This is a genomic window from Sphingobium sp. FG125, assembly GCF_057809795.1.
The window spans coordinates 1-22,892 of sequence record NZ_JBMDKQ010000007.1; the positions used below are offsets into that span (position 1 = coordinate 1).

The 22,892-nt window shown below is 64.1% G+C and carries 25 protein-coding genes; 19 read left to right on the forward strand and 6 right to left on the reverse strand.

The features are described 5' to 3' along the window. Positions 1 to 384 precede the first annotated feature (384 nt). On the forward strand, positions 385 to 696 hold the full coding sequence (locus tag ACODSR_RS08235; protein WP_489075450.1) for a barstar family protein: 312 nt from the start codon (positions 385 to 387) through the stop codon (positions 694 to 696). A 215-nt stretch (positions 697 to 911) separates the two neighbouring features. Here ACODSR_RS08235 and ACODSR_RS08240 read toward each other — a convergent pair whose 3' ends face one another. Then, positions 912 to 1,532: a c-type cytochrome gene (locus tag ACODSR_RS08240; RefSeq protein WP_489075452.1), complete on the reverse strand. Its 621-nt coding sequence runs from the start codon at positions 1,530 to 1,532 to the stop codon at positions 912 to 914. A 185-nt stretch (positions 1,533 to 1,717) separates the two neighbouring features. Here ACODSR_RS08240 and ACODSR_RS08245 point away from each other — a divergent pair, with 185 nt between their 5' ends. The 7 genes from ACODSR_RS08245 (at position 1,718) to ACODSR_RS08275 (ending at position 6,699) form a co-directional block, all read left to right on the forward strand. Further along, the gene (locus tag ACODSR_RS08245) at positions 1,718 to 2,608 is read left to right on the forward strand and encodes a prephenate dehydratase (RefSeq protein WP_489075454.1); all 891 of its coding nucleotides are present in this window, start codon (positions 1,718 to 1,720) and stop codon (positions 2,606 to 2,608) included. Positions 2,609 to 2,808: 200 nt separating this feature from the next. Then, positions 2,809 to 3,540 (forward strand): sterol desaturase family protein, encoded by a 732-nt coding sequence (locus tag ACODSR_RS08250; protein ID WP_489075456.1) that lies wholly within the window; start codon positions 2,809 to 2,811, stop codon positions 3,538 to 3,540. A gap of 80 nt (positions 3,541 to 3,620) precedes the next feature. Next, positions 3,621 to 3,974, forward strand: coding sequence for a DUF2141 domain-containing protein (locus ACODSR_RS08255; protein WP_489075812.1), 354 nt, complete (start codon positions 3,621 to 3,623; stop codon positions 3,972 to 3,974). 72 nt (positions 3,975 to 4,046) lie between these two features. Further along, positions 4,047 to 4,889, forward strand: a complete 843-nt coding sequence (locus ACODSR_RS08260) for a MipA/OmpV family protein (RefSeq protein ID WP_489075458.1) — start codon at positions 4,047 to 4,049, stop codon at positions 4,887 to 4,889. 96 nt (positions 4,890 to 4,985) lie between these two features. Next, on the forward strand, positions 4,986 to 5,897 hold the full coding sequence (locus ACODSR_RS08265) for a tetratricopeptide repeat protein (RefSeq protein WP_489075460.1): 912 nt from the start codon (positions 4,986 to 4,988) through the stop codon (positions 5,895 to 5,897). A gap of 11 nt (positions 5,898 to 5,908) precedes the next feature. Beyond that, positions 5,909 to 6,523 (forward strand): LON peptidase substrate-binding domain-containing protein, encoded by a 615-nt coding sequence (locus ACODSR_RS08270; protein WP_119746310.1) that lies wholly within the window; start codon positions 5,909 to 5,911, stop codon positions 6,521 to 6,523. Beyond that, complete coding sequence (locus ACODSR_RS08275; RefSeq protein ID WP_489075462.1) at positions 6,520 to 6,699, forward strand: Trm112 family protein; 180 nt, start codon at positions 6,520 to 6,522, stop codon at positions 6,697 to 6,699. Before ACODSR_RS08270 ends, ACODSR_RS08275 begins: the two co-directional genes overlap by 4 nt. 88 nt (positions 6,700 to 6,787) lie before the next feature. Here the strand turns inward: ACODSR_RS08275 and ACODSR_RS08280 are convergent, their stop codons facing one another. The 3 genes from ACODSR_RS08280 to ACODSR_RS08290 form a co-directional block, all read right to left on the reverse strand. After that, on the reverse strand, positions 6,788 to 7,210 hold the full coding sequence (locus ACODSR_RS08280; protein ID WP_489075464.1) for a RidA family protein: 423 nt from the start codon (positions 7,208 to 7,210) through the stop codon (positions 6,788 to 6,790). A gap of 79 nt (positions 7,211 to 7,289) precedes the next feature. Then, a complete protein-coding gene (locus ACODSR_RS08285; RefSeq protein ID WP_489075466.1) occupies positions 7,290 to 9,905 on the reverse strand; it encodes a TonB-dependent receptor plug domain-containing protein in 2,616 nt (871 codons plus the stop codon). A 314-nt stretch (positions 9,906 to 10,219) separates the two neighbouring features. After that, a complete protein-coding gene (locus tag ACODSR_RS08290) occupies positions 10,220 to 10,801 on the reverse strand; it encodes a TlpA family protein disulfide reductase (RefSeq protein ID WP_489075814.1) in 582 nt (193 codons plus the stop codon). Positions 10,802 to 10,844: 43 nt separating this feature from the next. On the opposite strand from ACODSR_RS08290, the gene argH reads away from it, so the two are divergent. The 4 genes from argH to ACODSR_RS08310 are packed head-to-tail and all read left to right on the forward strand — an operon-like array spanning position 10,845 to position 14,523. Then, on the forward strand, positions 10,845 to 12,215 hold the full coding sequence (gene argH / locus ACODSR_RS08295) for an argininosuccinate lyase (RefSeq protein WP_489075468.1): 1,371 nt from the start codon (positions 10,845 to 10,847) through the stop codon (positions 12,213 to 12,215). Next, positions 12,212 to 12,469, forward strand: a complete 258-nt coding sequence (locus ACODSR_RS08300; RefSeq protein WP_489075470.1) for a hypothetical protein — start codon at positions 12,212 to 12,214, stop codon at positions 12,467 to 12,469. Before argH ends, ACODSR_RS08300 begins: the two co-directional genes overlap by 4 nt. 18 nt (positions 12,470 to 12,487) lie before the next feature. Beyond that, entirely contained in the window at positions 12,488 to 13,753 is a 1,266-nt protein-coding gene (gene lysA, locus ACODSR_RS08305; protein WP_489075472.1) for a diaminopimelate decarboxylase, read from the forward strand. Then, the gene (locus ACODSR_RS08310) at positions 13,753 to 14,523 is read left to right on the forward strand and encodes a precorrin-2 dehydrogenase/sirohydrochlorin ferrochelatase family protein (RefSeq protein ID WP_489075474.1); all 771 of its coding nucleotides are present in this window, start codon (positions 13,753 to 13,755) and stop codon (positions 14,521 to 14,523) included. The genes lysA and ACODSR_RS08310 overlap by 1 nt, the downstream gene beginning before the upstream one ends. Positions 14,524 to 14,629: 106 nt before the next feature. Here ACODSR_RS08310 and ACODSR_RS08315 read toward each other — a convergent pair whose 3' ends face one another. Continuing rightward, positions 14,630 to 15,253 (reverse strand): response regulator transcription factor, encoded by a 624-nt coding sequence (locus ACODSR_RS08315; protein WP_489075476.1) that lies wholly within the window; start codon positions 15,251 to 15,253, stop codon positions 14,630 to 14,632. A 150-nt stretch (positions 15,254 to 15,403) separates the two neighbouring features. Here ACODSR_RS08315 and ACODSR_RS08320 point away from each other — a divergent pair, with 150 nt between their 5' ends. The 4 genes from ACODSR_RS08320 to ACODSR_RS08335 all read left to right on the forward strand — a co-directional run bounded on the left by ACODSR_RS08320 (position 15,404) and on the right by ACODSR_RS08335 (position 17,915). Next, positions 15,404 to 15,544 (forward strand): hypothetical protein, encoded by a 141-nt coding sequence (locus ACODSR_RS08320; protein ID WP_489075478.1) that lies wholly within the window; start codon positions 15,404 to 15,406, stop codon positions 15,542 to 15,544. Next, entirely contained in the window at positions 15,541 to 16,365 is an 825-nt protein-coding gene (locus ACODSR_RS08325; protein ID WP_489075479.1) for a HEAT repeat domain-containing protein, read from the forward strand. The genes ACODSR_RS08320 and ACODSR_RS08325 overlap by 4 nt, the downstream gene beginning before the upstream one ends. After that, positions 16,353 to 17,252, forward strand: coding sequence for a transposase (locus ACODSR_RS08330; protein WP_489075481.1), 900 nt, complete (start codon positions 16,353 to 16,355; stop codon positions 17,250 to 17,252). Before ACODSR_RS08325 ends, ACODSR_RS08330 begins: the two co-directional genes overlap by 13 nt. A 114-nt stretch (positions 17,253 to 17,366) precedes the next feature. Continuing rightward, entirely contained in the window at positions 17,367 to 17,915 is a 549-nt protein-coding gene (locus tag ACODSR_RS08335; RefSeq protein ID WP_489075483.1) for a winged helix-turn-helix domain-containing protein, read from the forward strand. Here the strand turns inward: ACODSR_RS08335 and ACODSR_RS08340 are convergent. Then, on the reverse strand, positions 17,870 to 18,541 hold the full coding sequence (locus ACODSR_RS08340; RefSeq protein ID WP_489075485.1) for a TetR/AcrR family transcriptional regulator: 672 nt from the start codon (positions 18,539 to 18,541) through the stop codon (positions 17,870 to 17,872). The genes ACODSR_RS08335 and ACODSR_RS08340 overlap by 46 nt on opposite strands. An 89-nt stretch (positions 18,542 to 18,630) precedes the next feature. On the opposite strand from ACODSR_RS08340, the gene ACODSR_RS08345 reads away from it, so the two are divergent. From ACODSR_RS08345 to ACODSR_RS08355, 3 genes are read left to right on the forward strand one after another with little or no spacing between them, the layout of a single operon-like run. Next, a complete protein-coding gene (locus ACODSR_RS08345; RefSeq protein ID WP_489075487.1) occupies positions 18,631 to 20,145 on the forward strand; it encodes an efflux transporter outer membrane subunit in 1,515 nt (504 codons plus the stop codon). Continuing rightward, positions 20,138 to 21,295, forward strand: coding sequence for an EmrA/EmrK family multidrug efflux transporter periplasmic adaptor subunit (locus ACODSR_RS08350; protein ID WP_489075489.1), 1,158 nt, complete (start codon positions 20,138 to 20,140; stop codon positions 21,293 to 21,295). The genes ACODSR_RS08345 and ACODSR_RS08350 overlap by 8 nt, the downstream gene beginning before the upstream one ends. A gap of 11 nt (positions 21,296 to 21,306) precedes the next feature. Then, complete coding sequence (locus ACODSR_RS08355; RefSeq protein WP_489075491.1) at positions 21,307 to 22,836, forward strand: DHA2 family efflux MFS transporter permease subunit; 1,530 nt, start codon at positions 21,307 to 21,309, stop codon at positions 22,834 to 22,836. Positions 22,837 to 22,892: the final 56 nt, after the last annotated feature.

Here is a 22,892-nt window from a genome sequence, read left to right on the forward strand (position 1 = left end):
GCAAACCCATCTTGGCACTTAGATGCCGTGAGCGGGAGCCATCCACCTCATCCGGACTGATAAATACGCTATCAATGTATGGCTGCCATCGGGCCTTGGCATCGGCTATTTGGCCCTCTGGCTTGCCGACCTCCGCCCATGGGATATGTTGGCATTTGGGTGTATGTTGCTAATTGTCGGGATCAAAGGCGCTTATAGCCGGTGGCAGAAGCCCAAAAAGCTTAGGTGAGCTGGGCCTAGTATCGACCATTCTATGTCGCTCGCTCGTTGCCATCCGCATTCCTGAAACCAGTCACTCATTCAAATGGCAAGTTGAAGGGTGAATGATTTAATTTGGTGGTTAGCGGTCATTGAGTGGTCGCGAAGGCACGCTATTCTAACCAGATGCAGACGATCGAACTTGATGGCGGCGATTGGAGGTCGGAACTCGACTTCTACGAGGCGCTGGCCGATGCTCTTGGCTCCGTAGAATGGCACGGCCGTAACGCGGACGCCTTTCTGGAAACGATGATCTACTATCTTGACCTCAACAAGGTGCAGCCACCCTATAAGGTGGTGATTAAACGAGCGCGAGAGCCGGTGTTATCGTTCCTTCTCGAGTTTGCATCTTGGATCGTGAAGGCTCGCGATGATCGTAAAAGGGACTGGGGGGACGACGCAGAAGTCGTCGTTACCGTTGAACGCGCCGCGCCCTAATATCCGCTTCTGGGGCGATTGCTGCCGAATGATTTTCTAACTGCCGAGCGTCAGCTATCGCCGGTCACCTCGCCAAAACCGGACCGTCCCCTATCCACCCAACTCGGCCATCACGTTAAACGCTAAGGCCGCTTTTACTGCGGGCGCAAGCAGCCAAAACGACAAAGGGCGCAGCAATCGTGCTGCGCCCGTTGTCGTTTGCCCTCCAGCGATGTTTATTCGCTGGCGTTGGCGGCGTTTGCTGCCGGGGCTTCGCTTGCGTTGGCGGCATTGCCCGCTTCGGCGGCGTTTTCGCCTTCGGCAGCCGGAGCCGCGTCGGCGGCGGGCAGCGGCAGGTTGGACCCCTGCGTGTTGAGCCAGGCGATCAGATTGGCGCGATCGACCGGGTTGCCAAGGCCGGCAAAGGTCATCTTGGTGCCGGGTGCATATTCACGCGGGCTTTTCAGCCATTTGTCCAGCGCCTCGAAGGTCCAGTTGCCAGGCACCGACTTCAATGCTTCGGAATAGGCGAAGCCTGCGACATGGCCATGGGCCTTGCCGACCGCGCCGAACAGGTTGGGACCGATGCCATTGGCACCGCCCGATGTGACGGTGTGGCAAGCGGCGCATTTGGCGAACACTTTTTCGCCCGCTGCGACATCGGCGGTGGCGAGCAGGGTGTTGAGACCGGGGCCGGTGGCTGCGCCTTCGCCTTCGGCTTCGACGCCTTCGATCGCATAGCCCATGGTTTCGGGCCGTTCGTCATGGAAGAATTTGGAACTGACGATCGCGCCGCCGAGCGCAATAATGCCCGCGAACAGCGCCCAGCCCGCTACGGTATTGAAACGATCGCCCATTTCGCTCGATTTCCCTTGCATTTCTGTTCGGGCGGCTGTCTTGGCGCCCCCTCTTGGCCGTTGCCATAATGGCGGACACGCGAACGTGCAACCCGGCTTGACGCCACAAATGCGCAGGGCTGCTTTGCGGTTGGCCTGCCGATGCTTGCGCGGCCCCGCGCAACTGCCTAAGCGCGCAGTCCTCCATGGAAAACTATCCCGCCCCCGCGCGCGCGATTGTCGCGCAACTGGCTGAAAAAGCCGCCGCCGACCCGGCCCGCGCCGTCGCCTATCAGGGCGCGCCGGGCGCCAATTCGCATCTGGCGGCGCTCGGTTATGCGCCCGATTGCGTGCCTTTGCCCTGTTTCGCGTTCGAGGATGCGATCGACGCGGTGCGCAATGGACAGGCGGCACGGGCGATCATCCCGATCGAAAACAGCCTGCACGGGCGGGTGGCGGACATGCATTTCCTGCTGCCCGAATCGGGTTTGCGAATCATCGACGAATATTTCCTGCGGATTCGCCATTGTCTGATGGCGCCCGACAACAGCCCGGTCAAAAGCGCGATCAGCCACCCGCAGGCGCTGGGCCAGTGTCGTCACTATCTGCGCGAACGGGGCATCCAGCCGGTCGCCTATGCCGATACGGCGGGTGCGGCGGCGCTGGTGGCGGAAAATCGCCTGCCCGGCGAAGGGGCGATTGCGCCCTATCTGGCGGCGGAGCTGTACGGGCTGCGCCTGATCGCCGAGAATATCGAGGATAGCGACGATAATATGACGCGCTTCCTGGTGCTGGCGCGTGAGCCGAAAATGCCGGTCGCCAATGTCGGGCCGGTGATGACGACGTTCCTGTTCGAGGTGAAAAATGTCCCCGCCGCGCTCTACAAGGCGATGGGCGGCTTTGCGACCAATGGCGTCAACATGACCAAGCTGGAAAGCTATCAGCGCGGCGCAAGTTTCGCGGCGACCGAATTTTTCTGCGACATCGAGGGGATGCCGGGCGATCCGGCGGTCGACCGGGCGCTGGCGGAACTGGAATTCCATACCAAATGGGTGCGGATGCTGGGGAGTTACCGGCAGGCGCGGCCGCGGACTTAGGGTTGGCCGATATTCCGCCCAGATGGCCTGCAAAGCGCGCTTTTCTGCGTTCCGGTGCTCACGTACTTTAAGTACGCTGCGTCGGAACGAGGCACGTGACTCGTTCCGAGTTACTCGAAAATCACGCTTTTCGGCTTCATCTGGACGAAATCTCGACCAACCCTATTCGTCACCCATCCAGAAATCTGTATAGCCCCTACATGGTCGCAGCTATTCTTTGGTCCGCCTTGGCGATGAGCGCCATTGTCGGCGTGCGTTATCTGTTGGCGAGTGGCGGTTTTGCGCTGGCGACGCGGGTGCGTCAGCCGGGCCTGTATCGCGGGCTGGAGCGGCAGATGCGGCGCGAAATCGGCTGGTCTTTGCTGTCCGCGCTGATTTACGGCGTCCCCGCCGGGATCGTCGCATGGGGATGGCAGGCGCGGGGGTGGACGCGCATCTATACTGATGTCGCGGCATTGCCGCTCTGGTATCTGCCGGTGTCGGTGCTGCTCTATCTCGCCGCGCATGACACATGGTTTTACTGGACCCATCGCGCGATGCACCGGCCAAGGCCGTTTCGCATCGCCCATGCCGTGCATCATGCCAGCCGCCCGCCGACCGCCTGGGCAGCGATGAGCTTTCATCCCTGGGAAGCGCTGACCGGGGCGGTGGTGATCCCGGCTTTGGTGTTCATGATCCCCATCCATGTCGGCGCGCTGGGGGTGGTGCTGACGATCATGACGATCATGGGGGTGAGTAATCATATGGGGTGGGAGATGTTCCCGCGCTGGATGGTGCGCGGGCCGCTGGGCGAGTGGCTGATCACCGCGACCCATCATCAGCGGCATCATGACCTGTATAGCTGCAATTACGGCCTCTATTTCCGGGTCTGGGACCGATTGTGCGGCACCGACCGGGGGCTTGGCGATTTTACCGCGAAGGCGCGCGCGTGACGGGGCGGCTTTGGGCATTGGGCGCGCTGGTCCTGGCGCTGGTGGGGGCCGCGCCGGTTGGCCAGCCGCAACCGCTCAGCATGGCGCTGGAGGGGCTACGGTCGACCAAGGGGCAGATATTGGTGTGCGTAACGCGGGTGCCAAAATATTTCCCCGATTGCAGCCATGACCCCGACAAAAGGCATTTTGCGGTAGCAGCCAAGGGCGGCGCGGTGACGATCGGCACTGTGGCGCCGGGCACCTATGCCATTGCGATCGTCCATGACGAAAATGGCAATGGCAAGCTGGACACGTTCGCGGGCATCCCGCGCGAAGGGGTCGGCTTTTCGCGCAATCCGGTGCTGCGCTTTGGTGCGCCCAGTTTCCGGTCGGCCAGTTTTGCGGTCGCAGGCGCGCCGGTGGAGCAGGGCATCCGCCTCAAATATTTCCTGTAGGAATGCCAGGCGGAACCTGTAACCGTCGTGAAACATTCTTGGGCCGACCGACATTGGCTGAACAGGGGCCTTATGAACCAGCTTTCCCGCATTCTTCTCCTCACCCTTCCTTTCGTGGCGGCGGCGCCTGCGCTGGCGCAGGAGGCACAGGATCGCAGCAGCCTGACCATCGGCGTTGGCGTCGCTTCTGTCCCCACCTATGAAGGGTCCGACGATTCCCGGATGATCGTTGGCCCGCAGTTGCGCGGCCAAGTGAAGGACCATGCCTTCTTCACCCGTGGCCCCGTGCTGTTTTTCGATGCCATTCCCAACCGGGACGATAGCGGCATCGACTTTCAGCTTGGCCCGGTCGTTGGCGTGCGGATGGACCGGACCAGCCGCAAGCAGATCAAGGACAATGCGGTCGAGGCGCTGGGCAAGCGGGATACGGCAATCGAGCTTGGCGGCTATGTCGGCATCGGCAAGACCGGGATCATCACCAGCGCCTATGACAATCTGAGCGCGCGGGTCGCCGTGACCAAGGATGTCGCGGGCGCGCATGAAAGCTATATCGTCACACCGGCGATCGAATATTTCACACCGCTGTCGATCCGCAGCTTTGCCGGGATCGGCGTGTCGGCGGATTATGTCGGCAAGAAATTCGGGCGCTATTATTCTGATATTGATGCGGCTGGCGCGCTGGCGAGTGGTTTGCCGGTCTATACGCGGGGCGGCGCCGATTCCGGTTTCCGGCGGGTGAACGCCAATCTGACCGGTGGCTATTCGCTGTCGGGTGACATTCGCAAGGGCTGGGTGATCGTCGGCGCGCTTGGTTATTCGCGGATGCTGGGTCGTTATGCCGATTCGCCGGTGGTGTCGATTGCCGGGTCGAAGGACCAGTTTCTAGGCGCGATCGGGATCGGCTATACCTTCTAATATCTTGCTTTTCCTGACCTTGCGCGGGGAGGGTGACGCTCCCCATATTGCGGGCTATGGAGGCGGCGACATACCGCAGTGGCAGGAGATGAAAGCGTGGCGACCCTGGGAATGAGCGAGGCCGACAAGCTGGCCGTGGAGGCGTTTCGCCGCGATGTGGTGGAGCCTTCGCGCACGCAGTTGGTGATCGTGGATTTCTGGGCCGAATGGTGCGGCCCGTGCAAGCAGCTGACGCCGATCATCGAGAAGGTGTGCGCCGATTATGCGGCCAAGGGCGTCAAGCTGGTCAAGGTCAATGTCGACGAAAATGGCTTCATCGCCAGCCAGTTCCGGGTCCAGTCGATCCCGACCGTCTATGCCGTGTTTCAGGGCCAGCCGGTCGCCGACCTGTCGCAGGCGCGGACAGAGGGGCAGCTCAAGCAATATCTCGACCAGTTGCTGGGCCAGTTGCCGATCGAATCGGACGAAAAGGCGCAGGAGCAGGAAATCGCGCCGCTGATCGCGATGGGGGAAGAGACGCTGGCGGTGGGCGATGCCGAGCGGGCTTTGTCGATTTTCACCCAGATTGCCGAGATGGTGCCCGACCATGCCGATGTGGCGTCGGGTCAGGCGCGGGCGCTGGTGGTGCTGGGGCAGCTGGATGAGGCGGAAGCGGTGCTGGACGCGCTGTCAACGGATGCGGCCAAGGATCAGGCGGTTGATCGCGCGCGCGCGGCGATTGCGCTGGCGCGTGACGCCAAGCCGGTGGCCGACCTGTCCGGGCTGGAGAGCAGGCTTGCGGCTGACCCTGACGATCATGACGCGCGGTTCGAGCTGGCGGGCGGGCTGATGGCCAATGGCGACCGCGACGGCGCGGCAGAGGCGCTGCTGGAGATCGTTCGCCGCGACCGGGCGTGGAACGACAGCGCGGCGCGCACGCAATTGCTGACCCTGTTCGAGGCGGTCGGGCTGGAAGATCCCTGGGTATCGGCGCAGCGTCGCAAGCTGTCGCAGATCTTGTTCGCCTGACGGCCCGCCCGGTGCCACTCGCCCGCGTCTCGATATTCCCGCTCTCCGGCGCGCTGCTGTTGCCGGGCATGGATTTGCCGCTGCATATTTTCGAGCCTCGGTATCGCGCGCTGATCCATGATGCGATGGCGCGCGACCGGCGAATCGGGATGATCCAGCCGCGTGGCGAGGGGCCGGTGCCACCCTTGTTCGACATGGGGTGCCTGGGCCATGTCAGCCATATCGAGGCCCTGGACGACGGGCGGTTCAACATCATCCTGACCGGGCTGGCGCGGTTCAAGGTGGTGCGCGAATTGCCGGTGACGACCCAGTTCCGCCAGATCGAGGCGGACGTGATGCAGGCGCCGCAGGAAGATGAAGTGCTGCATGCGGTCGAGCGGGCGGCGCTGGAGCAGGAATCGCGCCGCTTTGCCGATGCGCTGGGCTATGTCGTGGACTGGACCGCCGTGTCGCGGCTGGACGATATGGCGCTGGTCAACGGCATCGCGCAGATCGCGCCGTTCGATGCGGCGGCCAAGCAGACTTTGCTGGAGGCCGATACGCTGGGCGAACGGTCGGAGCTGATCATCCAGCTGATGCAGATTTTCGGCCGGATCGAGCGCGATGGCGGCGCGACGATGCAATGACTGGTGACGCTCCGGTCGATCCCTGGTTGCTGGCCAAGCTGGTCTGCCCGGTGACGCGGACGCCGTTGCGCTGGGATGGCGCGCGCGGGGCGCTGGTCTCCGATGCGGCGGGGCTGTCCTATCCGGTGCGTGATGGCGTGCCGGTGTTGCTGGTGCGGGAGGCCCTGGCGATCTGAACCCAATATCCGTTCGTTTCGAGCGTAGTCGAGAAACGCGACCACTGCGCTATCGTTTCTCGACTGCGCTCGAAACGAACGGAGGTGGTTATGGGTAAGCGGCGACACATTCCACTTCCAGCGGCGCGCCCAGCGCCAGCCCATCGGTGCCAAAGGCGCTGCGGGCAGGCAGGCGTTTGCCCTTGAAATAGGGCAGATAGGCGGCGTTGAAACGGGGCCAGTCGGCCATATCGTCCAGCATCACCGTGCATTTGACGACATGGCCGAAATTCAGGCCATTGTCGGCCAGGATTTTGCCGATCGAATCCATCGCCTGTCGCACGGCGGCGTCGAAGCCTTCCCTGTGCGGGTCCATGCCCTGGGGAACCTGCCCGATCTGGCCGGACATATAGAGGGTGTCGCCGACGCGGACGGCGGGGGAGAAGGGCAGCGTGGCGGGCATCGCCTGTTGCGCCATGGCCGGCGTCGCGATGGTCAGGGCGAGTGCGGCGAGGAGGGGAAGAGGCGTCATGGATATTCCTGCCGGACAAGAAAAAGGGCCGGTGCGTTTCCGAACCGGCCCTTCCTTCGTGACATGGTCTAAATGTTGATCAGAATTTGAAATCGATACGGGCGTAATAATAGCCGCCCGATGTGCCATAGGCGCCATGGCCGTAGGGGCTGTTATAGGAGCCGGAGCCGTTCTGGTAAGGCGACACGCCAGCGGGGATGACGACGCCGGTGCCGGTCACCAGCTTGGGGACTTCGGGGATCTTGTCGAACAGATTGTTCGCACCGATCGAAAAGGTCACGAAGTCGGTGAAATCATAGCCGACTTCCAGATCGGTGATGACCGCCTGCTTGACCACGCCATTGAAGTAACGCTGGCCCGCATTGACACCGCCAACCACCGCCCCGTCGGCGATCGTGAAGGCGCCGTCCGGCATGATCCCGCCGCCAACGCCCGGACGTACCAATACGCTTTGCTTGGCATAGAGGGTTTCGCGCAGGTTGACGGTCAGCTTGTCCGCCTTGAGCAGTGCGCCGAAGCCGACCTTATATTTCGGCGTGGTGTCTTCGATATTGCTTTCCGACGCGGCGTTGAACAGCGGGTAACCGACCTTGTTCTTGGTAATCTTGGTCTTGTTATAGTTGCCGTTGACCGAAAGATTGAGCGAACCAAAGCCCAGCGAGACGGGGTAGGCGATGGAGAAATCGACGCCGGTGGTCTTGGTGTCGATGCCGTTGGTGAAGCTTTGCACGCCGACAGTCTGGAGCGCGGTGTCGAGGACGATACCTGCCGCTGCCAGTGCGTCGAAGATCGCGGCTGCGCCGGGCTGGACCACGCCGCCCTGGACGGCATTACGCGATGCGGTGGCAGCGATGCGGTCCTTGATCTTGATCATATAGGCATCGACCGTGATCGCCAGCTTGGGAACGGGGCGCAGCACGAGACCGGCCGAGAAGTTCTTTGATTTTTCCGGGCCGAGCGGACCGAAGCCGAGCAGCGCGGCGGCTGGCGTACCGGCGGGAAGCTGGGCGACGGCGCTGGTTGGCCCCACGTTGATGGTCGAATATTTCTGTTCGGCCAGTGTCGGCGCGCGGAAGCCGGTGCTGGCGGTGCCGCGAATGGCGATGGCGTCGGAGAAGTCATAGCGGGTCGTGATCTTGCCGATCAAAGTGTCGCCGAAATCGGTATAATCTTCGTAGCGACCGGCCAGATCGACCGTCCAGCCATCGACCGGCTGGGCAATGAAGTTGATATAGCCCGCCCGCGAACTGCGCTTGAACCGCCCGGCATCGGTCGCCTTGTAGCCGGGGAAGGATTGAACACCAGTCTTGTAGGTCGAATAGAAATCGCCCTGGACGATTTCATAGGTGTCCTTGCGATATTCGCCACCGAAGGCGAAGGTCAGCGGGGCGGCCATGCCGAGGTCAAATTCCTTGCGGATGTCGGCGGTCACCGTGGTCTGGCTCAGGCGGAAGCCGCCATCATAAGCCTTGTCGGGCGTGTTGGGGACGCCGACGCCCAGAAGCGATGCGGCAAAGCTTTCCTGCCAGACTTCGCGATGGGCCGATTTTTCGGTCCAGATGTCGTTCTTCTGATTGCCGTAAGTGGTGCTGAGGTCGTAATTCCAGCCCCCTCCGACTTCGCCTTTGGCACCCACGGTGAAGCTATATTCATCTTCAATCACATGCTGGAGCGGAACCATGCCGTTGATGCCGGTGTCGCTGTAGCAGATATTGGGGTTGTAGGCCGCAGGCGTGACACCGCCACCCAGATTGCCGGTTTCGTAGCAGATGCGCTTGGGATGGCGGTAACCTTGCTTGGCCCAGCCTTCGCGACGGGCGAGGCTGCCAAAGCTGTAGACTTCGACACCACCAAAATCATAGCCGGCATTGTAGAACAACAGGTTGAGTTCGGTCTTGGGCTGGCCGCCATTGATTCCGGCGAGCGCGTCCCCGGTCAGGTTCGACCATTGGGCAGGCGCGTTGGGCTGGAGCGTACCGTCCAGTTTCGTGACCTGGACCTGGCCTTCACCCAGGGTCGTATAATCCTGACGGCGGTGGAACAGGCTGAGGTTGATGAAGCCATCTTCCCCCAGTTTGACGCCATAATTGCCGGAGATGGAGAAAAGTTCGCCTTCGCTGTCATAATGCTGGCCGCCGGTCATCTTGATCGAGCCGCCTTCGGCATCATCCTTGAGGATGAAGTTGATGACGCCTGCAATGGCGTCCGTGCCATATACGGCGGCGGCGCCTTCCTGGAACACTTCGACCTGCGCCACCGAGTCTGGCGGGATCAGGTCGATGCTGGGCGCGGCGGAGCCGGAGAAGGCACCGAGCACCTGAAGGATGCCGTTGCCATGGCGGCGCTTGCCGTTGACGAGGACCAGCGTGTGGTTGGGGCTGAGGCCGCGCAGGCGGGCCGACAGCGAGAAGCTGGACAGATCGGTGCCCTGCGTCTGCGCGGTGAAGCTGGGGACGATCTGGGTCAGCACCTGATTGAGGTTCGGCTGGCCGACATGGGCGATCGCATCCGCGCTCAAAACCTGGATCGGCGCGGCGCTGTCTGCTGCCTGCATGCCGACGGCGCGGGTGCCGGTGACGATGATGGCGGTGCCTTCGTCAACCTGCGGTTCCTGCGGCGCGTCTTGCGCGATGGCGCAGGCGGACCAGGACGAAGCGAGGATCAGTGAGAGTTTAAGCGCGGATATCCGTGTCATTCATGCCCCCTTTTTGCATTATTGATGACAGGGGGAATGACGAAGGGGCAGCGGCAATCCTCTATTGCGCTGCACAAAAATTATAGTTTTGTGAATTGGTGCGGTTGAGGCGATATCAGCTAATCTGGGGTGATGGAATTGCCCTGCGAATGCATCGGCAGAGTGTGCGACTGCGTACCAAAATATATCCTCCCCTTGTAGGGGAGGTGTCTGGCGCAGCCAGACGGAGGGGTGTCGCGCTAACGATAGGGCGACACCCCTCCGTCAACGCCTCGCGTTGCCACCTCCCCTGCAAGGGGAGGATGACTTGGGAGTCAGGAGGCCATGGCGGCGTCGATCAGCGCCTTGGCCTCTGGTCCTTCCCAATCCATCGCGCCGATGACGCGGACCATTTCCTTCCCCTGCGCGTCGTAGAGGACGGTGGTGGGTAGCAGGCCGGTGGCATAGTCGAAACCGAAATGATTGTCGGGGTCGGCCCAGCCTTTCAGGTGGGGCAGGGGGTGTTTGGCGAAGAAGGGTTTGACCGCCTTTTCGCCCTGCGTGTCCTGCGAAATGGTCAGCACCGCCAGCCCCTTGGGACCGTAGGTTGCCGCGATCTGGTCCAGCGTGGGCATTTCCGCGACGCAGGGCGTACACCATGTCGCCCACAGATTGACGAGCAGCGGGCGTCCGGCGAAATCCTGCAGGGTCGCCTCCCCCCCGTCGGGATTCTGGAAGGCGAAGGTGGGGGCGGGGGTGCCCGCCTTGCTGCGGTCCAGCCGGTAGCTGAATTCGCCGTCTCCCTGTGTCGCATTGCCTGACGCGGGAACCTCACCGCTCATGCTTGCATTGGCTTGCCCAGCGGGCGGCGATTGCCTATCGCAGGCCGCCAAAGCAGCGGTCAGGAGCAGTAACATCAGCGCGCGCGAAACAGGTTCCAAGGGGGAAGGCTCCAACAGCATGTGGGGTGGCCGGTTTGCGGCCGGCCCCGCTTCGATCATGCGCGAGATAAATGCCTCCATCCCGTTCGACAAGCGATTGTGGAAGCAGGATATCGCAGGATCAAAGGCGCATGTCGCGATGCTGGCCAAGCAGGGCATAGTCGAGGGCGAGGATGCGCAGGCGATTACCGAAGGGCTAAACCGGATCGCGGCGGAATATGCAGCCGATGGCGTGCCGGTGGACCTGGACCTGGAAGATATCCACATGGTCACCGAATCGCGGCTGGCCACGCTGATCGGGCCGACCGCCGGGCGACTGCATACGGCGCGCAGCCGCAACGATCAGGTGGCGACCGATTTTCGCCTGTGGGTGCGCGACGCGATCGACGAGGTGCAGGCGGGCCTTGTCGGCCTGCAACGCGCTTTGCTGGCGCGGGCGGATGAGAATGCCGATGCGGTGATGCCGGGCTTTACCCATTTACAGTCGGCGCAGCCGGTAACGCTGGGGCATCATCTGATGGCCTATTATGAAATGGTGCGGCGCGACCGCAGCCGCTTTGCCGATGCGCGGGTGCGGGCGGATGAATGTCCGCTGGGCGCGGCGGCGCTGGCAGGCACCGGCTTTCCGATCGATCGGCATGCGACGGCGGCGGCTTTGGGCTTTGCCAAGCCGACCGACAACAGCCTGGACAGCGTGTCCGACCGCGATTTTGCGCTAGATTATCTGATGGCGGCGACACAGGCGTCTTTGCACCTGTCGCGGCTGGCCGAGGAGTTCATCATCTGGGCGAGCCAGCCCTTTGGCTTTGTCAAACTGCCCGACGCCTATTCGACCGGCAGCTCGATCATGCCGCAAAAGCGCAACCCGGACGCAGCCGAACTGGTGCGTGGCCATGCCGGGCGGATCATGGGCTGCATGACGGCTTTGTGCGTGACGATGAAGGGGCTGCCGCTCGCTTATTCCAAGGATATGCAGGACGACAAGCCGCCGGTGTTCGAGGCGCACGACCTGCTGGGCCTGTCGATCGCGGCGATGACCGGGATGATCGAAACGGTCACGTTCCGCACCGACCGGATGCGCGGGCTGGCCGAAAGCGGCTTTGCGACCGCGACAGACCTTGCTGACTGGCTGGTGCGCGAAGGGGGCATTCCGTTCCGCGAGGCACATCACATCACCGGACGCGCGGTGGCGGCGGCGGAGGCGGCGGGCGTGCCGCTCGACCAGTTGCCGATCGCGACGCTCAAGGAGATTGACGCGCGGATCGACGAGCGCATCTATGCGGTGCTGACGGTTGATGCGTCGGTCGCCAGCCGGATGAGCCATGGCGGCACGGCGCCGGTGCAGGTGCGGGCGCGGATCGCGCAGGCATTGGAGGAATTGGGATCATGACGCTTCGGACAATCGCGGGGCTGGCCTGCGCGGGGCTGGCGCTGGCATCCTGTGGCGGGCGGCAACCGTTGAAGCCTCTGATGGGGCAGGAATTGCCTGCGGTGCCTGTGGGCGCGGCGACCGCGCCGACGGGCGCGGAGTTGATGACGCCATCGACCCAGGCGCGGCCGCAACGCAATGTGGAATTGCTGACCCAGTCGCAAAAGCGCGCGGCGGACGAATTTGACCTGCCGCCCGAAAAGCGGCCCCAATAAGAGACTAAGGACGCGAATTTGGACCATTTCGACTATGTGGACGGTGCCATGCAGGTGGAGCAGGTGCCGATGGCGGCGATTGCCGATGCGGTCGGTACGCCGGTCTATGTCTATTCGACCGCGACGCTGACGCGCCATGTCAGCGTGTTTCGCGAGGCGCTTTCGACCCTCGACAATCCGCTGATCGCCTTTGCGGTCAAGGCGAACCCCAATGCCGCCGTGCTGGCGACGCTGGCGAAACTGGGTCTGGGCGCGGACGTGGTGTCGGGCGGCGAATTGTTGCGCGCGATCGCGGCGGGGATTCCGGCGGACCGCATCGTCTTTTCCGGCGTGGGCAAGACGGCTGAGGAAATGCGGTTGGCGCTGGACCATGGCATTTACCAGTTCAATCTGGAAAGCGAACCGGAAGCCGAAATGCTGTCGCAAGTCGCGCTGTCGATGGGCAAGCGCGCGCCGGTGGCCTATCGGATCAACCCGGATGTGGACGCTGGCACTCATGCCAAGATTTCCACCGGCAAGTCGGAAAACAAGTTTGGCATCCCCTATGATCGCGCGCTGGAAAGCTATGCCGCTGCACGCGATCTGCCGGGGCTGGATGTGCAGGGCGTCGCCGTCCATATCGGCAGCCAACTGACCGATCTCGCGCCGCTGGAGGCGGCCTTTACCAAGGTCGGCGCGCTGGTCGCGGCGTTGCGGGACGCGGGCCATGATATTCGCACTGCCGATCTGGGTGGTGGCCTGGGCGTGCCTTATGACCCTGCTTTGCCGGTGCCGCCAAGCCCCGCCGCCTATGGCGAGATGGTATGCCGGGTGACGCAGGGCTGGCCGGTGCGGCTGATGTTCGAGCCGGGCCGGGTGATCGTGGGCAATGCGGGCGCTCTGCTGTCGCGGGTGGTGCGGGTGAAGCAGGGCGCGCAGGCACCCTTCGTCATCGTCGACGCGGCGATGAACGACCTGCTGCGTCCCAGCCTCTATGACGCCTGGCATGATATTCGCGCGGTGACCCCGGTGGGGCAGCGCGTGGCTGCCAATGTGGTGGGGCCGGTGTGCGAGACGGGCGATACTTTCGCCATGGGGCGCGACATGGATGTGGTGGCGGCGGGCGATCTGGTCGCCTTCATGACTGCGGGTGCCTATGGCGCGACGATGGCGGGGACATATAACAGCCGTCCGCTGACGCCCGAAGTGCTGGTGTCGGGCGACAAATGGGCAGTGGTGCGCGCGCGTCCGCCGGTAGAGGCGCTGATCGCGGGTGATTCGATCCCCGACTGGCTGGCCGACTGATGCACAGCCTGCCCGTCTTTCTGCGCCTGACGGGCAGGCCGGTGATCCTGACCGGGGACGGCGAGGCAGCGGAGGCCAAGCGCCGCCTGCTGGAGCGGGCGGGCGCGAGAATCGTGGGTGAGGAGGATGGCGCGGCGCGGATCGCGATCGTGTCCGACGGGGACGCGGCGACGGCGGAGCGGTTGCGGGCGCGCGGGGTGCTGGTCAATGCGACCGACAATCCTGACCTGTGCGATTTCACCCTGCCTGCGATCGTGGATCGCGATCCGGTGCTGATCGCGATCGGCACGGGCGGAGCGTCGGCGGGACTGGCCAAGGCGTTGCGGCAAAGGCTGGAGGCGCTGTTCCCGGCGCGGCTGGGTGCGTTGGCGCAGGCGCTGTTTGCGGCGCGCGGGGCGATCAAGGCGCGCTGGGCGGATGCAGGCGCGCGGCGACGGGGGATTGACGCGGGGCTGGCGCCGGGCGGGATGATCGACCCGCTGCGCGCCGATGCGGTGGACGCGCTGGAGGGCTGGCTGGCGGCGGAGGGGCAGGTGGAACCTTCGCGGTTGGTAGCGATCCACTTGCTGTCGGGCGATCCCGACGATCTGACTTTGCGCGCGGCGCGGCTGCTGGGGGAGGCTGATCGGGTCTATCACCCGGCATCGGTGCCAGCGGTGATCCTCGACCGGGCGCGGGCTGATGCCGCGCGGATCGTCGCGGATACGCCGCCCGATGAACCGGGTGAGGGGCTGTCGCTCTGGGTTACGTTGGACGGGGCGATAGCCTGACCACATCCGTTCGTCTCGAGCGAAGTCGAGAAACCACACACCGCGCCACCGTTTCTCGACTTCGCTCGAAACGAACGGAGGTTGGGTCTTTTTTTTGGTGTGTGGCTCAGCCCTGCCGTGCGCTCAATCGTTCGACTTCATCGTGCAGCGCCTGGATCGAGGAGACGAGACGGGCGCGGTCGACCTGGAGTTCGCGCAAGGTTTCGCGGGTTTCGCCCAGTTCCACGGCGCGGCGCGCGATGCGGGCGTCGAGTTCGGCATTGTGGCGGGTGAGCGTGCCCAGCGTTTCGGCGCGCAGGCACAGATGGCGCAGGCGCGCGTCCAGCACGTCGAAATCAAAGGGTTTGACGACATGGTCGTCGGCCCCGGCATCCAACGCCTCCACCGTAGACTGGCTGTCGAGCCGCCCGGTGAGCATGACGAAGCAGGCGGAGACGGCCAGGTTCGCGGCGCGGATCTTCTTCATCGTCGCGACGGCGGACAGCATCGTCAGCCCCATGTCGATCAGAATGATGTCGACCGGGCGCGTTACCAGCAGGTTGATCGCGACAAAGCCATTTTCCGCCAGCGCGACATCATAGTTCAGATGCGACAGACGGCGGGCGACAACGGCACGCGCGGTGGGATTTTCATCGATCAGCAGGATGCGCAGGCGGCGCTGGGGGCGTGCGATTTCGCTCATGTCCTGATCGTCAGGCCGACGGCTGCGATTGCGCTTGAAGATCTGCATGGCTCCACCCTTTTGCTGCGCTCCAAAGGATAGGATTGCCGCGCAAAGAAATGGTTAACGGAGGGTAGCCACGATTAATTTCATTTAATTGGTCTGGTGCCGGCGCGCGCCATAGCCTCCCCCTTTGCGACCCACAGAAGGAGGATGCTCATGCCACAGGCCGTACCGCAACTGGCCATTGACGATATTGCCGACCTGCCCGCCGGGGCCAGCCTGTTCGGATTGCAGGATGGCGATGTGCTGGACATCAGCCTGATGGACGTCGTGATCGCAATCATCGACCAGCCGTGACGCCAGGCGCGGCGGGGGCGGCGCTGGGGCAGGCGGTGGCCGCGGCACAGGAAGCGCCCTTTGGCCGGGCGCTGGCGCTGATCCGGCCATTTTTGCACGACATTGGCTGGTTCACCGATCTGCTGGCGCAGGGCTGCGCGGCGATGACCGCCGATCCCATGCACCTGCCAGGCTTTCGCGCCAGCCGAAGCGGTGCGGCCCGGCATCTGGTGCTGGCGCGGACCGAGCGGATCTGGCTGTCGGCAACGGTGATCGACCCGGTCGAGCAAGCGGGATCGCGGGTGCATTTTTCCGGTCGCCATATGCTCTGCCGACCGCTCAACCGCGCCTTGCGAGGCGAGGGATTTCGGCTGGAGCAGGGGCGGGCCGTGCCGACAGGCGAGCGGCATTGCGCAGTGGGCGACCTGCTGGAACTGGATGAGCGATACGAGACGCTGCGCATATGGCCGGGCGACGGGCCATTGATGCTGTTGCGGGCGCAGGTCGCTCGGCAAGGGCCGGTCTGTTCGCATATCCATGAGGCCGCGACCGGGGCGCTGGTGGCGCAAGCGCAAGCCGATGAGGGCCATGCCCGCGCGCTGATGCTGCTGTCGCTGCTACGGACGCAGGGGCGTAGCGATGCGGCGGCGCAATTTGCCGAGGCGCTCGACACGCCGCTTGCCGCGCAGCGCTGGGCGGTGATGCGCGAATATCTGGCGCTCGATACGGCAAGCGCTTTGCCTGCGTTGCGCACCATGGCGCAGGAAGAGAGCGACGCGGAGGTTCGGGCGCTGGCGGCGCGGACGCTGACTCAGATCGGGGCTGTGCCATGCCCCGTTTGATCGACCCGGCGCCCGATGACCAAGTGATCGCCCTCGATGCGCTGGTCGACTGGTGCGAAAGCCCGGCCTTCGATCCCGGCTGCGAGGAGGGGCTGGCGGCTGCCGCACCGATGCTGCGGGCCTTGTCGCGCAACCGCGATTTCCTCGCCGATTTCGCGATTGCCGAACTCAAGACGCGCTGCGCGGGGCAGCGGCAGGCCAATCCCTATTCGGCGCAGGTCATGCTGCTGCGCCCGCCCAGGGGCAAATATGTCCTGCGCGCCGCCTTCTGGCCGGCCGAACGCGACCATGTGGTGCGGATGAGTGGTCCGGCCCCCTTCCTCTATCATGTGCCGCACGATCATGGCTTTGATTTCCTGACCATCGGCTATCTGGGACCGGGCTATGGGTCGGACTATTACACCTATGACGGCGATGTCGCGGGCGCGGCGGGAGAGGCTGTGGCGCTGCGTTTCGTGGAGCGCAGCCATTTGTCGCAGGGGCGGATGCTGCTCTACCGCGCCAATCGCGACATTCATGCGCAATTGCCGCCTGATTCGCTGTCGGTCTCGCTCAACATATTGGCCAGCGCGCCCGATCAGGGCTGGCGGCGGCAATATCGGTTCGACACCGTCCGCAGCACGATCGCCGAATGTATGACCGTGGCCAGCGCGCAATTGCTGCTGGAACTGGCGGTGGGGTGCGACAGCGGTAATGCGATCGACCTGGCCCAGGATTTCGCCGCGCGCCATCCTGCTGACGCAATGCGGCGGACGGCTTGGGAAGCAATCGGCACCCGGCTGACCGGCGCGGCGCGACTGGCGCATTGGGAATCCGGCGCGCGCAGCAGCAGCCCGCTGATCCGGTTCGCGGGTGAGGCGGCACTGCGATCTGTCCACAATGGATAGGGATTGGCTTGTCTTTGCGCTGTGTCGGCGGTCGGATGCAGCGGGTCAGTTATTGGTGGATGACGGGTGGGCAGGCGGGTCGATTGTCACGGATTGGGCAGTGATTTCGCACCGTTGGCACGGGCGCTGAGCGCGCGCGGCTTCGATCTGGCGATGCAGGGGGCGGGCAGTGATCCGCCACGGGTCAGCATCAGCAATGCGACGATATTGTGGCAGGGCGTGGACGATCCTGCCGCCCGCGCCCGTGCGCTGGAGGGGGGTGCGCAGGATGTTGTCGGCCCGTGGATGCATGAGGGGGAGGCGGTGGCGCGGATCATTCGACTGGCGCGCGACGACCAGCCCCGGCTGCGGCTGGGTGACCTGCTGATTCATCTGGTCGATCGGCAGGTCGAACGGGCGGGCCGGGCGATCCCGCTGCTGGCGCGCGAATATGCGCTGCTGCTCCATCTGGCGCGGCGACCGGGGGAGGCGGTCAGCCGCGACGCGCTATTACGCGCGGTGTGGCGGCTGGAGTTTGATCCCGGCACCAACAGTGTCGAGGTGCATATGTCGCGGCTGCGCGCGAAGATCGACCGAGGGTTTGACTGGCCGCTGTTGCGCACGGTCAGGGGGCGGGGCTATGCGCTCTGCCCGGCCGGGGGCGGCGCGCTATCGGGAGCATAGGCGCGCAAGAACAGATCGACTGCCAGTGCGACGTCTGCGTGCATGGCCTCCACCCAGGGCTGTTCGATCAGCCCGATCAACAATTGTTGATGACTGCCAGCCATCGTCAAGGCCATCAACACGCGGGCGGCGTCGGCCGGATCAGCCTGTCTGAGCTGGCCGCGATCCATCGCGCCCTCAATGAAATCCGCGAGCAGCGCACGCGTGTGGCGGGGTGCAAGCTCGAAGAAAATCCGGCTGAGTTCGGGAAATCGTGCGCCCTCCGCATAGATCAGCCGGTGCAAGGCGATGGCTTGCGGAGAGCACACCTTGTCGAGCAGGCTGCGGCAGGCGCGCAGCAGCGTTGGCTTGAGCAGGCCACATGGATCTAGGATTTGCGAGAGCTGCACGCGATAGGCTGTCGCCACCCGATCGACGACGGCGGAGAACAACGCTTCCTTGGACGGAAAATGATTCCACAGCGTCCCCTTGGACCCGCCCAGCGCCGCTGCAATGCCCGACATGGTCGTCCCAGCATAGCCATGCTCCAGGAAATATCCTTCTGCAACCATAAGGATAGCGTCGCGCCGGTCTTGCTTGCGCGCTTCCCTTCTGCTGGGGGGAGGAGAGGTATCCAGGTTAGTCATTAAACCGTACCATAGAGTATGGTAATTTTGTTGACAAGGCCTTGCAACGGCGGCAATGGCAGTTTTCATACTGGATGGTACGGTTTGTCATGTCGGTGAGTCGCCTGTTTCCCCCTGAACGCTTCACGATTTCGATAGCGGCCTTGTCGCTATTGTCGGCGTGCGCGGCTGTGCCCGACCTTGGTCCCGCCCCTGCGATCCGCACGGCGCAGAGCGTCGCGGCGCAGGAGAGCCTGCGCGCGCCCGACGCGACCTGGCCGGGCGAGGGCTGGTGGACCGCCTATGGCGACCCGCAACTGACCGCGCTGATCGAGGAAGGGCTGGCCAACGCGCCCGACATGGCGATCGCCGCCGCCCGCTTCGCGCAGGCGCAGGGCATGGCGCAACAGGCGGGCGCGGCTTTGCTGCCCTCGGTCGATCTGGACGCCAAGACCGGGACGAGCAAGCAAAGCTACACTATGGGACAACCCAAGGCGTTTATTCCGCAGGGCTGGCTCGGCACTGGTCAGGTGGCGCTCAATCTGGGCTTCGACCTTGATCTGTGGGGCCGGAACAAGGCCGCGCTGGCGGCCGCCACGTCGCAGGCGCGCGCGGCACAGCTGGACGCGCAGCAGGCACGGCTGGCGCTGACCACGGGGATTGCCGACGCCTATGCCGATCTGGCGCGGCTCTATGACGAAGCCGAACTCCAACAGCGCACGCTCGATATTCGGATCGCCAGCCAGAAGCTGGTCGCCGATCGTCGCCGCAATGGCCTCGAAACGCGCGGCAATCTGCGTCAGTCGGACGCGACCGTCGCGGCGGCGCGGGCGCAACTGGCGGGCGCGCGCATGGCTATTGCGCTGCGCCAGCATCAGATTGCAGCGCTGGTCGGGGCCGGGCCGGATCGTGGCCTGGCGATCACCCGCCCGCCCAGGGGCCGCCTGATGCCAGTCGGCCTGCCCGCCGATGTCACGACTAATCTGATCGCCCGTCGCCCGGACATTGCCGCCGCGCTGGCCCGCACGGAAGCGGCGGCGAAACAGGTCAAGGTCGCCCGCGCCGATTTCTACCCGGCGGTGCGGCTGAGCGCGCTGATCGGGGTTCAGTCGCTGGGTTACAACACAGTGTTTAACGGCACTGGCGCAACTGGATCGGCCAAACCCTTCTACAACAGCCTGTTCGACAAGGATTCGCTGTTCGGCAGCGCCGGTCCCGCGATCAGCCTGCCGATCTTCCATGGCGGCGCGTTGCAGGGCCAGTATCGTGGCGCGCGCGCCAGCTATGACGAGGCGGTGGCCAATTATGACAAGAGCGTGCTGGCCGCCTATCAGCAAGTTGCCGATGCGCTGACCAGCCGCCGCACGCTCGACGATCGGCTGGTGGATGCCCGCGCGGCGCTGGCGGCGTCGCAGGATGCCTATGGCATTGCGCGCAAACGCTATGATGGTGGCCTGTCCACCTATCTCGACGTGCTGAATGTCGAGGATCAGCTGATCGCTGCGCGCCGGTCCGTTGCGGCGCTGGAAGCCAGCGCCTTTTCGCTCGATATTGCCCTGATCCGTGCGCTGGGCGGCGGTTTCGCCGCCAGCGCTACCCTGTCCAAGGACGCTGCGCATGGCTGATGCCGCCCCTGAATTTTCCACTGCTGCCGCTGCGCCGCACGATACGCAAAAGGCGGATCGTGCCGCTGCGCGCAAGACCTGGCTGACCCGGCTGGCGCTGACGGTCATCGTGCTGGGGCTGTTGTGGACAGCCTGGTATCTGTTGATCGGGCGCAACCATGTCAGCACCGATAATGCCTATGTGAACGCGGAAATGGCGCAGGTGACGCCGCTGATCTCCGCGCAGGTGACGCAGGTGCTGGTCAGCGATACCCAGGCGGTGAAGCGTGGTGACGTGCTGGTGCGGCTCGACCCGACCAATGCGCGCATCGCCATCGCCCAGGCACAGGCCGATCTGGCCGAAGCGCGCCGGAAATTTCGCCAGAGCAGCGCGACCAGCAATGCGTTGGAAGCGCAGGTCGATGCACGCGGCGCGGACATTGCGCAGGCGCGCGCCCAGCTGGCGACGGCGCAGGCCAATGTCGACAAGGCGCGGATCGACCTGCAACGGCGTGAGGCGCTGGAGGGTGAAGGCGCGGTGTCGGGCGATGAAGTGACCAGCGCGCGCACCGCCTATGCCGCTGCGCGCGCCGCGCTGGATCTGGCGCGGGCGGGCGTTACTACCGCGCAGGCGACGCGCAGCGCTGCAAGCGGGCAGCTGGCCGCCAATGATGCGCTGGTCAGCGGATTGAGCGTCGATACCGATCCGGGCGTGATGGTGGCGCAGGCCAAGCTGGACTCGGCCAAGCTCGATCTGGACCGCACGGTGATCCGCGCGCCGATCGACGGTGTCATCACCAAGCGACAGGTGCAGGTCGGCCAGCGCGTCGCGCAGGGCAGCCCGATCATGACCATCGTGCCGCTGGCGCAGGTCTATGTCGATGCGAATTTCAAGGAACGCCAGCTGCGCCAGGTGAAGGTGGGAATGCCCGCCACGGTGGTCGCTGACATTTACGGCAGCGATGTCGTCTATCATGGCAAGGTGGTTGGCTTTTCCGGCGGCACCGGATCGTCGCTCTCGCTGATCCCGGCGCAAAATGCGACCGGCAACTGGATCAAGGTCGTCCAGCGCCTGCCCGTCCGCATCGCGCTGGACCCCAAGGAACTGGCCGCCCACCCGCTGCGTGTCGGCTTTTCCACGGAGGTCGAGATCGACCTTTCGCGTCACTGAAGGGCCGGATCGTGAGCGGCGAGGATAACATCTTTAACCGGTTGACGCCGCGCCAGCGCACGCTCGCCGGGCTGGTGCTGGCGCTCAGCAATTTCATGGTCGTGCTGGACCTGACCATCGCCAATGTGTCCGTGCCGCATATCGCGGGCAATCTGGGCATCACCCCCGATCAGGGGACGTGGATCATCACATCCTACGCGGTCGCCGAAGCGATTTGCGTGCCGCTGACCGGCTGGCTGGCGCAGCGCTTTGGCGTGGTAAAGATGTTCATCTGGGCTATGATCGGCTTTGGCCTGTTTTCCGTGCTGTGCGGCCTGTCGATGTCGCTTAGCATGATCGTCGTCTGCCGCATCGGCCAGGGGCTGTGCGGCGGGCCGATCATGCCGATGTCGCAGACCTTGATGCTGCGCATTTTCCCGCCCGAACGGCGGGCGCGGGCGATGGGCCTGTGGGCGATGACGACGCTGTTGGGTCCAGCGATGGGACCGATTATCGGCGGCTATATCAGCGACAATTGGAGCTGGCACTGGATCTTCTTCATCAACCTGCCAATCGCGGTCTTGTGCGTGTTCGCAGCGATGGCGCTGCTGCGTCCGGTTGAAACGGAAACGGCGCGGGTGCCGATCGACAAGGTTGGTCTGATATTGCTGGTTTTCTGGATCGGCTGCCTTCAGATCATGCTCGATCTTGGCCGTGATCATGACTGGTTTGCCGATCCGCTGATCGTCATGCTGGCGATTCTCGCGCTGATCGGCTTCATCGCCTTCATCATCTGGGAATTGACGGAGGTGCATCCGATCGTCGATCTGCGGGTGTTCCGGCATATCGGCTTCACGTCGGGCGTCATATCGCTGGCGCTATGCTTCGGCGCCTATTTTTCCGGCATCGTCGTCATCCCGCAATGGCTCCAGACGTCGATGGGCTATCCCGCGACCTGGGCTGGAATCGTGACCGCCTTTACCGCGATGGCGGCGCTGATCAGCGCCCCCATTGCCGCCAGGATGATCGGCCGGGTGGACCCGCGTGTGATGGTTTCGGGTGGCGTGCTGTGGCTGGGCTTGATGACCTTGTGGCGCGCGCACTGGACCAGTTCGATCGATTTCTGGAGCATGGCCGCCCCACAGTTTATCCAGGGGTTCGCCATGCCCTTCTTCATGATTCCGCTGACCACGCTGGCGCTGGGGTCGGTGCGGCCCGAAGAGACGGCTTCGGCCGCGGGCCTCCAGAATTTTCTGCGCACGATGGCGATTGCCATTGCGACATCGCTGGTGCTGACCGGCTGGGGCGATGGCCAGCGTGTATCGCGCAATGAGCTGGCGGGCACGCTCCAGCCCGCCGACACGCAATCGGCGCTGGCCAATATCGGCATGTCGACCGATCAGGCGCGGCAGGTCATATCGAACATCGTCGATCAGGAAGCACTGGCGATTGCGGTCGATCATATCTTCTTCATTTCGGCAATGATCCTGTTCGTCGCCTCGCTCCTCGTCTGGCTTGCGCCGCGTCCGCGCGCTAATGTTGACACATCCGCCGCACATTGATGGTGCGTCGATGATTGACGCGGCGCAGCATCGCGGCCACTCAGGGCGCGAAGAGG

Excerpts from the sequence above, each read along its gene's own strand:
- ACODSR_RS08255 (WP_489075812.1), top strand. The coding sequence starts at position 3,621 with ATGGCGCTGGAGGGGCTACGGTCGACCAAGGGGCAGATATTGGTGTGC.
- ACODSR_RS08345 (WP_489075487.1), top strand. The coding sequence starts at position 18,631 with ATGTCGGTGAGTCGCCTGTTTCCCCCTGAACGCTTCACGATTTCGATA.
- ACODSR_RS08330 (WP_489075481.1), top strand. The coding sequence starts at position 16,353 with ATGCCCCGTTTGATCGACCCGGCGCCCGATGACCAAGTGATCGCCCTC.
- ACODSR_RS08275 (WP_489075462.1), top strand. The coding sequence starts at position 6,520 with ATGACTGGTGACGCTCCGGTCGATCCCTGGTTGCTGGCCAAGCTGGTC.
- ACODSR_RS08290 (WP_489075814.1), bottom strand. The coding sequence starts at position 10,801 with ATGTTACTGCTCCTGACCGCTGCTTTGGCGGCCTGCGATAGGCAATCG.
- ACODSR_RS08260 (WP_489075458.1), top strand. The coding sequence starts at position 4,047 with ATGAACCAGCTTTCCCGCATTCTTCTCCTCACCCTTCCTTTCGTGGCG.
- ACODSR_RS08250 (WP_489075456.1), top strand. The coding sequence starts at position 2,809 with ATGGTCGCAGCTATTCTTTGGTCCGCCTTGGCGATGAGCGCCATTGTC.
- ACODSR_RS08350 (WP_489075489.1), top strand. The coding sequence starts at position 20,138 with ATGGCTGATGCCGCCCCTGAATTTTCCACTGCTGCCGCTGCGCCGCAC.
- ACODSR_RS08315 (WP_489075476.1), bottom strand. The coding sequence starts at position 15,253 with ATGCAGATCTTCAAGCGCAATCGCAGCCGTCGGCCTGACGATCAGGAC.
- argH (WP_489075468.1), top strand. The coding sequence starts at position 10,845 with ATGTGGGGTGGCCGGTTTGCGGCCGGCCCCGCTTCGATCATGCGCGAG.
- ACODSR_RS08240 (WP_489075452.1), bottom strand. The coding sequence starts at position 1,532 with ATGGGCGATCGTTTCAATACCGTAGCGGGCTGGGCGCTGTTCGCGGGC.
- ACODSR_RS08300 (WP_489075470.1), top strand. The coding sequence starts at position 12,212 with ATGACGCTTCGGACAATCGCGGGGCTGGCCTGCGCGGGGCTGGCGCTG.
- ACODSR_RS08320 (WP_489075478.1), top strand. The coding sequence starts at position 15,404 with ATGCCACAGGCCGTACCGCAACTGGCCATTGACGATATTGCCGACCTG.
- ACODSR_RS08310 (WP_489075474.1), top strand. The coding sequence starts at position 13,753 with ATGCACAGCCTGCCCGTCTTTCTGCGCCTGACGGGCAGGCCGGTGATC.
- ACODSR_RS08245 (WP_489075454.1), top strand. The coding sequence starts at position 1,718 with ATGGAAAACTATCCCGCCCCCGCGCGCGCGATTGTCGCGCAACTGGCT.
- ACODSR_RS08235 (WP_489075450.1), top strand. The coding sequence starts at position 385 with ATGCAGACGATCGAACTTGATGGCGGCGATTGGAGGTCGGAACTCGAC.
- ACODSR_RS08285 (WP_489075466.1), bottom strand. The coding sequence starts at position 9,905 with ATGACACGGATATCCGCGCTTAAACTCTCACTGATCCTCGCTTCGTCC.
- ACODSR_RS08280 (WP_489075464.1), bottom strand. The coding sequence starts at position 7,210 with ATGACGCCTCTTCCCCTCCTCGCCGCACTCGCCCTGACCATCGCGACG.
- ACODSR_RS08340 (WP_489075485.1), bottom strand. The coding sequence starts at position 18,541 with ATGACTAACCTGGATACCTCTCCTCCCCCCAGCAGAAGGGAAGCGCGC.